The organism is Pseudomonas sp. NBRC 111138, assembly GCF_001320835.1.
Taxonomy (GTDB): Bacteria; Pseudomonadota; Gammaproteobacteria; order Pseudomonadales; family Pseudomonadaceae; genus Aquipseudomonas; species Aquipseudomonas paracarnis.
In genome coordinates this window covers 1-11,028 of the sequence record NZ_BCBO01000164.1, presented here as the reverse complement: position 1 = coordinate 11,028, position 11,028 = coordinate 1, and the positions used below count along the sequence as shown (strand labels likewise).

Below are 11,028 nucleotides of genomic sequence, written 5' to 3'. Positions count from 1 at the left end.
TTTTACTCTTTTATTACATTTTTATTATTTCTATGCACTCAAGACGAACGAACTCACATCACCAAAATTCAAAAACTCTTGAAAACAAGAAGTAACGACACCTATATCTCTAGTTATGAAACTCGCCGGGTAATAGTCGCCCAAAATCTCAACTGAACTTGTCCCCATCGACGTATTATTAAGAGTACGCACGACGTGCTCACCATCTTCAAGGTATTGATTTAGCATCAAAAGATAATTTCCAGAATCAGCGTAAAGATTGATTTCATACGGTCCATATTCAGGCGTCGGTGAAATAGACAACGAAGCGACACCGTCAAATTTTCTATACTTGCTTATAATGGACTTCACATCTTCCAGGGACGGTTGGCGAACAAGAGGGATTTGCAATCTACCGTGTTCAGGATTAAGTGTATACCCTCCAATTATCATCTATTTTTCTCCTTAATGGACTTCATGCCTGACTCCCAGTAATAGTTTTTCGGAAGTCCCGTTTTATCATCTATAGCTTTCACGGTGAGCGATTTCAACTCAGCTTTTTCTGCGGCAGCAGCAATGTCACCTTTGCAGAAACCGCATACATCTTTTCCTGCGACCGTCATGGACATGTCCGCCCCCGCAGTTTTACCAGAGCTATATGCTTGCTGAATCACACCTATTTCTGCGTGGGCATCTTTCATATTTCCGTTTGGATAAAGCTTGCCAGGATTCGTAGCAGCTTTATCTGCAATCCTATCCGTGATCAACGAAGGTATTTTCGGGTCTGCCTCGTTGAGCGGACGAGAGGTCTGATTGACGTCTTGGAAGGTTTGTCCACCTACCTTTCCCTCTGCGGCTACTTTCGGAGCCGCGCCCTTAGCCGCCCCTTCTATAACATTCCTCTCGGCCAGTGCAGCGGTTTCGGAATCCGTAAACATGCTTGTTGCGTTTGCATTCTTAGACGCAGCGCCTTTGGCTGCTCCTAACTCTGCTCCTTCAACGACTCGCCCAGCAACCTTACCTGCCCCTCCTAACCCACCGCCGAACATCATGCCAACCATTTCGGCATGATCACCCTTCATAGTTTGCTGCACCGCGAGGCGCGTGTCGTCCTGATTCTTATCTTGGAAGCCCCGAACGATAGACTGTTCTGCTTTGTTGAGCCCGCCGCTCTGATCATATTTATCCAGCGCTGCATTACCCGCCTCCACGTCTAGGCGCTGCGCATTACAACTCGTAGGATCATCACACTTCAGCAGCGTAATGCCAGTTTTCTTATCGCTGATTCCTGCGTACTTAGTAGCCACATCGCTACGGCAGGATGAAGGGCTGGCTGCCCCACGGCACCCTTTCAAATCCTTAACTAAATCATCAACTTCATGGTGATTTAGGTAGTTATAGGCCGTGGCATTTTTCGCGATTTCAGCACCTTTCTGCACGTCACCGTCAGTCGCACCAGCGGCCGCAATTCCGACCAATTGCGAAGCGGCTAGCAACAACGCTGGATCGCCATCTACCACTTTCGCCAGTGAGGTTACCAGTGCTTCGTTAGCTCCAGCAGCGAGAGCGCCCGTAGCAAAACTGCCGCCGCCAGCTTCACTCAAAAGCCCGCCAACCAAAGCATGCAGAGCGATTTTTTGAGGCCCTGATTCTGACCATTTTTGGCCTTTCGAGTAATCGCCTACAGCGTTAAAGGCGACCGCTTGCAACGTGCTCTGCAACTGCGACCGTAGGGAACTACCGAGATTGTCTCCAAAACTACCGCCTTGAATAGCAGTGCTTAAACTTGCTTGGGCAACTCCTTGCGCCCCCGAATAGACGGCAAACCTACCGATGTCAGACGCGGAACTGAGGTCAAACCCTTTTGTAATGTGATTGACGTTGTCGCCAGTTACACCAAACGCAGGATCAAGCACGCCAGCGGTAAAACCTGCAGCTAACGCCCCAGTTGCATACCCCTTCAAGGCTTTGCTTGACGTAATGTCTTGAAAAGTTGCACCGATGTTTCCGCCGTTATTGATGAAGCTGACGGTGCTTCCACTGGCAACTGAAGTTAACGCAGCAGTTGCCATAACGTTGCCCCAACCGGCTGCTGCGGTCCCAACCGCCGTACCAGCTGAGACCATAGCCGAACTGCCTGCCGCAGCCATTGCCGTACCAGACCCGGCACTGGCACCCGCAGCAGCGCCCGCGACGCTACTTGCGGCCCCAGCCGTCAAAACTGTCACTACGATGATGATCGCCAGCATGGCTCCTTGGCCTAAGCTGGAATGGCTGTACTTGAACGAATCATGCAGTTCCTGCACTTGCCGCCAATCCACATCCCCACGCTTCTCGGCTTCTTTCAACCAAGCCAACTGTGGGTCTGCTTTGACCATCACATCAATCGTCTGGCTAACCGTGTTCTGATCAATCTGTTTAATGTCGATCTTCAGCCCGTTAACCGCCTTGATCGCCAACTCACCCTGTGCCTTCAACTCACTTTGGCGCAACGTCTCGTCGGTATTACCCTTGCCCTTGGCGCTGGTCCAAGCCAGGTCACCCTTGCTTTTCTCGTGACTCTCCTGGTGCAGGTCTTTGACTGCCTCGAACGTCACCGCACCGCCACTGGTGATCGCCAGGTCGTTACCACTCTCAAGCTTGGCCCGCTGATACAACTGATCACCGCCACTGACCAGTGACAGATCACCACCAGTCTTGATCTCAGTCCCCACATTCGTGACGTGGGTCACCTCATCACGCTTGGTCTTCTTCGCGCCCCAGCCCCCCTTCTCCTTCATGTCGTAAAGGCTGTAGGTGCTGTTCTGCGCAGCCAACAAACTCAACTTGTCCCCGCTATACAGATAAGCCTCATTCCCCGCGCTGATCCTGCTCGCCACGATCGTGGTGTCACGCCCCGCCTGGCTGACAAAATCCCCACCCGCCGTCAGCACGCTCGCCACTTGAGTGGTCTGGTCGTCCGAGGTCTTGATGCGTTTTTTGCCGTCCTTTTCCTTGCCCTCAACGTTGTGCATGTCGCTGACCGAGGCGACGTTGAGGTCGCGGCCGGCGGCGATGTTGAGGTCTTTGCCGGCGGTGGCGGTGCTGCCGATGATGTTGACGTCTTGCCCGGCCTGCATGTTGAGGTTGCCGCCCGCCGTGACGCTGGCGGCGAGGTTTTTGACGTCGGTGGTGATGCTGGATTTCTCGCCGCCGTCGCGGGTCTCGTGTTTGACGCGGGTGTCGCTGGCGGCGATGAGGTTGAGGTCGCGGCCGGCGGTTAAGTTAGCGTCGTTGCCCGCTACCAGGGCACCTCGGTTGGTGAGGTCGCGGCCGGCGTCGATGGCGAGGTTTTCGCGGGCGACGATGGTGCCGGCGCTGGTGTCGGTGAGGGTGCGCATGCCGGCGCCGTCACGTACCTGGATGGCGGTGGTCTCGTTGGTGATGTCGCCTTTGAGCGCCGTGAGGCTGACTTGTTTGCCGCGGATTTCGCCGGCCATGGCGTTGCGGATGCTGTCTTGGGCGAGCAGGTTGAGGTTGTTGCCGGCTTCGACCAGGCCGCCGGTGTAGATGCTGCCGCTGCTGATGGCGGAGAGGTTGTTGCTGGCGCGCAGGGTGCCGACGTTGATCAGGTCGCCACCGGTGACCAGGTTGAGGTCGCGGCCCTGGATAAGGCTGTTGCCGCGCACGTTGCGCGAGTCGGCCTGGGCCAGGTACAGCACCGGTACGAGCACGGTCTGGCCGTCGATGACGCGGTTTTCCATCCACACGATGTCGTGGGTCAGGGCGCCGACTTGCTGGTCGGTGAGGGCCACGCCCAGGCTCAGGCGCAGGGCGTCTTTGCTGGCGAGGCCGTTGTCCATCAGGTAGCGGAACTGGTCGGCGTCGCTGTACAGGCCGCCGGCGAGGAAGCGCTGGCCGGTTTGCGCGAGCACGGCGTCGCGGATCAGGCGGGTTTCGTACTGACCGTCTCCGAGGCGGCGCCAGGCGTTGTCGGCGTTGAAGCCGAGCTTGCCGAGCAGGTAGTCGGAGCTGAGGAAGCCCGATACGGAAGTGAACTCGGGGTTGGTTTCGATCAGGTAGTGGCTGGCGGGGTCGGCGTTTTTGACGAACAGGCCGTACTCGCCCTTGGGAAGTTGGAAGGTGGGCGAGGTGGTGGGGTCGACCGGGGCAAACGCGGTGCCGGTGTAGTCCACGGGCACGAAGCCGCCACCAGGGGCCACGCCTACCACGGGCAATACGCTGCCGGGCGCCTGGGCGCTCGGGTCGTTGGCGTGTTTGCTCAGGTTGATGTTGATGCCGCCGACGGGGATGCCGGTCTGGTCGTCGCCGAGGGTGCCGGTCAACTGGGCCAGGGTGTTGTTGTGCAGCGTGCCGTTTTGCAGGGTGCGGGCGACGTTGAGGTTGACCGTGCCGCCCGCTTGCAGGGTGGCGTCGTAGCCGGGGCCGCTGTTGTTGGTCCAGGTGGTGACGTCACTTGCGTAGGCGAACGGCAGGCTGTTGGGTGAGCGGCTTTTGAGTTCTTCGAAGCGCGCCTTATCAAAATTCCCGGCCGCCGTGGCCGCATTGAACGCGGGCACGTCGACGTATTGCATGCGTTCAAACAAATCGTCGGAGACGTGACCTGGCGTGCCGATGACAAGCTTGCGCTGGCCCGTGCGCGTGGCGGCGCCCTGGTTGAGCAGGTCACCGGCAGTGATGCTCAGGTCGCCATTGGCGGCCATCAGGCTGTAGCGGTTCTGCACGTTGTCGCCTTGCAGCAGCATGTTTTTGCCCGCCACCAGGCGCGCCGCTACCGAGTCCTTGGTCGCCGCCTCGAGGTACGTTTCGTAGATGGTGATCTCGCCGCGTTCCCAGTTGTCGCTCTCGCCGCAGTGCTGGCCACAGATCCAACTCAAGCTGCCGGTGGTCAGCGTTTGCCCGAGTTCGAATTCATCTTTGGCGTTTTCGATAAAGCCCGCATTGATGGCGATCGAGCCTTCGCTTTCCACGGTGCCGGAGCGGTTGCTGAACAGCACGGCACGCCCGCCATCGCGGGCGGCGAAGCTCAGGTTGCCTTTGCTGTAGACATCGCCATAGCTGTTGCTGAAGCCATTGCTGCGCAAGGTCATGTCGCCGCCGCTGAACAGCAGCGTGTCGGCGGCATTGGTGATGCCGTTGACTGCGGTGAGGTTCACTGCACCCTGGGCACCGAGGGTGCCACGGTTGTTGATTTGCGCAGCGGCGATGTCCAGTTGCTGGCGGGCGGTGAGGAAGCCGAGGTTGTCCAGGGTGCCGCCCAGGGTCAGGCGCGCATTGGTGGCTGCCAGGCGGCCGCCGTTCTGGCTGAGGTTGTTGGCGGCGACGGTGAGTGTTTGCAGGGCCGAGACGCGGCCGCTATTGCTCATATCGCCGGTGGTGATGCTGATGTCACCGTCGCTGAGCAGTTCGCCGCCGTTGTCCAGGCTGGCCACGTTGAGGATCAAGCCCTTGGCGCTGGCCATGCGGTCACCGGCCTTGAGGGCCAGCCCTTGGTCGCTCTTGTAGGTGAGCGCGTCGTTGAGTTGCACGCGGCCCAGGCCATCGACGTTGCCGAATGCCCAGTCGGCGCTGCCCATGCCCTGGATATTGCCCTGGCTGCCTGCGAGGCTGGCGGTGTTGAGGTGGAACAGGCCGGTGCCGGCGTGTTGCAGCATCCCGTTCTGGTTGTTGAAGCTGGCCGCGTCGAGGCTGAAGGCCTGGCTGCCGAATTCGAGGGTGCCGTTCTGGTTGTTCAGCGCGCCGCTGAGGTTGAGGCTGCTGCTGGCGCCGCCCAGGGCACGCAGTTGCCCGCTGGCGCTGTTGTCCAGGTTGCCGCCGTTGAGGCTCAGGCCCTGGTTGGCTTCGATCAGGCCGCCCTGGTTGGTGAGCGTGTCGCGTGAGGTCAGGTTGAGCTGGTTGCCGCTGATCTGGCCGCCCGCGCTGTTGTCGAGGCTGGCGCCGCTGACGGTCACTTGTTCTTTACCGAACAGTTTGCCGCCACGGTTGGCAAGGGCTTCTACGGTCAGTTGCAGGTTACCGACCAGGCTGGCCATCAGGCCGCCGCTGGCGTTGTCGACGCTGTTGGCGGTGACGCTCAGGCTGTCGCCCTGCACGGTACCGCCCTGGTTATCCAGGCGGGTGGTGTTCAGTTCGGTGAGGGCGCCGCCGCTGAGGATCAGGCCCTTGCGGTTGCTCACATCCTGGCCGCTGTAGCTCAGGCCTTCGGCGCCGGCCAGCAGTTGGCCGTTGTCGTTGTTCAGGTGCTGGGCGGCGATGTCCAGGCGCTTGCCGCGCAGGGTGCCGCCGTCGTTGTTGAGGGTGGTGAGTTGCTTGACCAGCACGCTGCGTTCGCCCGCGTCGATCTGGCCGCCGATGTTGGTGAGCAGGTCGCTGACCTTGAGCACCACGTCGCCGCCATCGCTGACCAGCGCGCCTTTGTTGCTGTTGATGAAGGTCTGCGCGGTGACGTCGACGGTCTGGCCCAGCAGGATGCCGGCGCTGTTGTCCAAGCGCTCGCCTTGCAGTTGCAGCAAGCCTTCGCTCTGGATGCGGCCCTGGGCGTTGAGCAACTGGCCCGGGCCCTTGAGCAGCAGGCTTACGCCCTGGGCGCCACCGGCCAGCAGGCCGGCGTTGCGGTTGTCGAGGCCCGAGGCGCGTACGTCGAGGTGGTCACCCAACACGCGCCCGGCGCGGTTGTCGATGTCGCCGCCGGCCACGTCGAGCAGCAGTTGTTTGCCGACGATCGTGCCGCTCTGGTTATCCAGGTTCGCGGCGTGCAGTTCGATATCGCCCTGCCCGGCCTGCAAGCGGCCCTGGGCGTTGTTGAGCTGTTGCGCGGCGGTGAGGGTGAGCTTGCCGGTGTCGGCGCTGAGTACGCCGCCTGCGTTGCTGCTGAGGGTGCCGGCCTTAACGTTCAGATCGGTGCTGGCCTGGGCGAACCCCTGATTGTTATTGAAGGTGTTGGTAACGGCGAGGTTGAGCGCGCCGCCGTCAGCCTGGATCAGGCCCTTGAGGCTGTTGTCGAGGTTGCTGGCATTGACGGTGGCGGTCTTGGCCACCAGCACGCCGTTCTGGTTGTTCAGGCTGCCGGCGTTGACGGTCAGGTCGTTGGCGATGACTTGCCCGCCGCTGTTGTTCAGGTCGGCGCTGGTGAGCACCAGGCTGCCGCCGGCCATTTCGATACGGCCCTGGCGGTTGTCCAGGGAGGCGCTGTTGAGCGTGGCGGCCTGGCCTTCGCCGAAGCGGATCAGGCCGCCGAGGTTGACGATGGCCGGCGAGTTGATCGCCAGGCTCTGCTCGCCAAACAGGCGAGCGCTGGCGCCCTGGTTGGTGAGTTTGGCGCTGCTGACCTCGACGGTCTTCGCCTGGATGATCGCGCCCTGGTTGGTCAGCGCCTGCGCGGCGGTAATCGCCAGTGCGCGGCTGGCCAACAGGTTGCCGCTGGTGGTGACGGTTTGCGCGTTTACCACCAGATCGCCGGTGGTGTTGCGGCTGTTATCGGCGGCGACGCCGGCTTCGATGATGCCGGGGTTGTTCACGCTGGCCGCGTTGATTTCGATGCGCTGGCCGGCGGCGATGCTCTTGCGGTTGACCAGGGCCTGGGCGCTGGTGACCTGCACGTTGCCGTTGGCGTAGACCTTGTCGGTGAGGTCGACGTTTTGCGCGGTGACCTTGACGTTACCGGTGGCCGCCGCCTGCGCCATGCTCAGGCGCCCGTTGGCGTCGAGCTGAATATCGCCACCACTGGCCGCCAGCGTGCCGTCGAGCTTCACGCCCACACCGGCCTCGGTGCCCACCAGTTTGATCGCGCCGGCATACATGCCGCCCAGGGCCGAGGAGTCGATCGCCAGCTCGGGCTTGGCGCTGCCGTCATCGGCACGGGCGGTGGTTTTCAGGCTTTGCGCATCGACGTCGTTGCGCCCGGCGATCACGTTGAGTTCGCGGGCGTTGATTTGTGCGTTGATCTTGGCCGAGCGGGTGATGATATCGAAGCGTTCGACATTGCTGGCGTTCAAGCCCTGGCCGTCGATGGTCACGGCGCCGCCATCCACTTCATAGCGCTGCAACTGGCCGCTTGCATCGAGTACCGGTTTGCCGGTGGTGAGGGTGACGTTGGGGGTGTTGATAAAGCCGCAACCGCTGCACGTCACGCCGTACGGGTTGGCGACGATGACCTTGGCCGACTGCCCCGCCACTTCGGTGTAGCCGCGCAACTGGCTGGGGCTGCCGCCATTGACTTCGTTGAGGATGACGTTCGCCGCGCCGCCCTTGAGGTTGGGGTTGCCGACAATGATCCCGCCCAGTTGGGTGTTGACCATGGCGGTGTTGCCGTTGTTGAGGATCACGCCGTTGGGGCCGACGTTGTAGTCCTTGAACTGGTTATGGGACAAGCCCGCGCCATTGGGGGTAGCGATGTTTACCACCGGCACGCCATTGCCCGCCGCGCCCACGGTGGTGCCCGGCGCACTGACCACAATGCCCTCGGCCTGGGCCAGCAGCGGCTGCCAGAACAGTGCGTTGGCAAGGATCAACGCCATCCCGCGCTTGGGCAGGCCGAAGAACGCGTCCCGGCGCTTCAGGGCGGCAGAAGGTTGGCGGGCCAGGAAGGCGAATTGGCGAACATCCATTGTCAGGCTCTCATGCAGCGGGGCGTTGAATTACAGGAAAAAATCCATGCGGAAGTAGATCGGCGCTTCGCGCTCGGTCACCACACCGGGTCTTTCCAGCGAATGAGCAAAGGTCACGCTGGTGCTGACGTGTTTGCCACGGGCGAACAGCTCCAGGGAGTTGCTGGACACCCGGCCATGAACGTTGTCGTTGTAGCGGTCGTTGCGGATCACGCCTTGGTCATAACCGACGCTGGCGCCGTATTCGGCGAAGGCCGGGCGCATCCAGTCGAGGGTCACCGGGCGTGCCCAGCGCACTTCGTTGCGCCAGTAGCCGCCGCTGTCGCCGGTCAGCAACTGGTCCTTGAAACCGCGCACCGAGGCCGAGCCGCCGAGGCTCATGCGCTGGGGCGAAAGCAGAATGTCTTCGCTGCGTTGGCCGGTGGCCAAACTGCTGAAGCTGAACGACTCGCCCCACAGGCTGAACGGTTGCAGGTAGCTGACGGTGGCGGTGTATTTGCGGTAGCGCGAATTGGGCTGACGCCGACCGAGCGGGTCACGCTCGTCTTGAGACTGGGCGTCGAGCAGGCCAATGCCGCTTTGCATGCCCAGGTCCAGGTTGACGAAGGCACTGCCGATGCGCCGACCGTGGTTGACGCCCAGTTGCAGTTCGCTGAGGCGGTTGCTGCTGGCCTCGGTGCGTGCGTCGAGGATGTAGTTGTTGGTGCGCAGGTGCGCCAGGCCGACGTTGACCGAGGTCTTGCTCACATCGTCGCGATGGATCACCCGCTCGGCGCGCAGTTGGTGGTTCTGGTTGTCGCCGTCCTGCTTGAATTTGAAGCCGTCGGTCACGCCGTAGGTGCGGTAGTCGCTCTCGCTGTAGGTGTAGCTGAAGTTCCACCAGCCCCAGGGCAGGTTGTAGTAGAGCATGGTGTTTTTCGAGGTTTTCTGGTGGTCGCTGATGGCGTCGTGGCCGCCGCGCAGCATCAGTTGGTCACCCAGGCCCAGTGGGCTGTCCCACTCAAAGCCAGCGCCCCATTGCTGTTCGCCGGTGCTTTTCTGCCCATCGTTGTTGCGCGACAGGCTGGCGCGCCAGGGCTTTTGCGCGGTGTTCTTGACCACCACGTCGCTGCCACCGACTTGCTTGCCAGGCGTCAGCTCCATCTGCGCTTGTTTGGACGGCAGGCGGTTGAGCTGGTCCACCAGTTGCTCGATTTCACGCAGGTTCAGTGCTTCGCCGACCTTGCCGGGAAACGCCATGGCCAGCTCGCGATCGGTCACCGTGCTGCCTTCGGCGCTGCGCAAGGCTTCAAGCTTGCCCTCCACCACCAGCACTTGCAGATGGCCGCTGGAGAGGTCTTGCTGCGGCAGGTAGGCACGGCTGGTGACGCGGCCTTTGCCGAGGTAGTAGTCGGTGATGGTTTTGAGCAGGTCGTTAAGCTGGGACACGCCCAGGCACTGGCCGATGTAGGGCTTGAGCAAGCGCTCGCGGTCGGGCGCCGGCAGGCTGTCGGCGCCTTTGAGTTCGATGGTTTTGATCGGGAAGCAACGGGTGTCGGCAGGGGTTGCCGGGGCCTGGGGCTTGTCCGCTTTGCCGGGCAGATCCTGAAGCTCCTGGAGGCGCCGCTGTTGCTCTTCAAGCAAGCGGTTTTGCCGGTCGCGGATCAAGTCTTGATCGCCAGGCGTGGGGGCGGCGGATGCACTGTTCAGGCCCATGCAGGTGAGCAGGAGGGTGCAGAGCAGTAACCGGGTCCGTGGCAATAACGAAGACATGTTCGATCCATCGAAAATCAAGGGCCGCGAAACTAACATCGAACTTCCAGCCCGCCTAGAAACGGGCGACGTGGGGCCGTTCGACTGATTAGTTTTCTAACCTTTTGATTATTAATAATAATTTTTCATCAAAAGAGTTTAAGTCGGGCACTTACGGTGATTATTCCGACAAGCGGCAACTGTTTTGATGGTGATTCGACGAATGACTTTCCGACTGCCATTACTTAGCCATCAGATGTTCGCCGAGTTAGGTTAGTACCGGAGAAGGGGGAAAAGTTCGCGGGGGTTTTGTGAATTGGATCCCATTTATCGGAATTGCGACACGTGCGTTGAATCAGGTGGGGAGCACTCGCGCCATTTTGTAGGAGCGAGCTCGCTCGCGAAAAACTCACAGGCGCCGCGTTTATTCAGAAAGCACGCGTTATCGCTGGCGTTTTTCGCGAGCAAGCTCGCTCCTACATAATGCCCTTGTCTTTGTCGGGTACCAGGGTCAGGCCGGGGCGTTCGACGTCGCGGGAGACGTGGGACTTCACTTCTTCGACGCCGCCCTCTTCATCGTTGTGAATCACCAGCACGCCGGGGCGGCGCAGTTGTTCGAGGTCGCCGTCGCCCAAGTTGAAACTTTCACTCAGGTGCTGGTCGCTCAGCGCATTGGCCTCGGCGCGGCGCTGGGCGAATTTGCGCCCGCGAT

At 60.8% G+C, this 11,028-nt stretch carries 3 protein-coding genes and 1 pseudogene; all 4 read right to left on the bottom strand.

What is annotated here, in order from left to right; genetic code table 11:
* Window positions 1-30: 30 nt before the first annotated feature.
* Window positions 31-432 (bottom strand): hypothetical protein, encoded by a 402-nt coding sequence (locus APH41_RS28950; RefSeq protein WP_054896839.1) that lies wholly within the window; start codon window positions 430-432, stop codon window positions 31-33.
* Window positions 429-8,585 carry a DUF637 domain-containing protein gene (locus APH41_RS26725; protein ID WP_082430510.1) on the bottom strand — a complete coding sequence of 2,719 codons (8,157 nt, stop codon included), beginning with the start codon at window positions 8,583-8,585 and terminating at the stop codon, window positions 429-431. Before APH41_RS26725 ends, APH41_RS28950 begins: the two co-directional genes overlap by 4 nt.
* A 30-nt stretch (window positions 8,586-8,615) precedes the next feature.
* Window positions 8,616-10,337, bottom strand: coding sequence for a ShlB/FhaC/HecB family hemolysin secretion/activation protein (locus APH41_RS26720; protein ID WP_054922463.1), 1,722 nt, complete (start codon window positions 10,335-10,337; stop codon window positions 8,616-8,618).
* Between the two features lie 455 nt (window positions 10,338-10,792).
* A pseudogene (locus tag APH41_RS26715) lies at window positions 10,793-11,028 on the bottom strand (PgaD family protein); the annotation flags it as partial.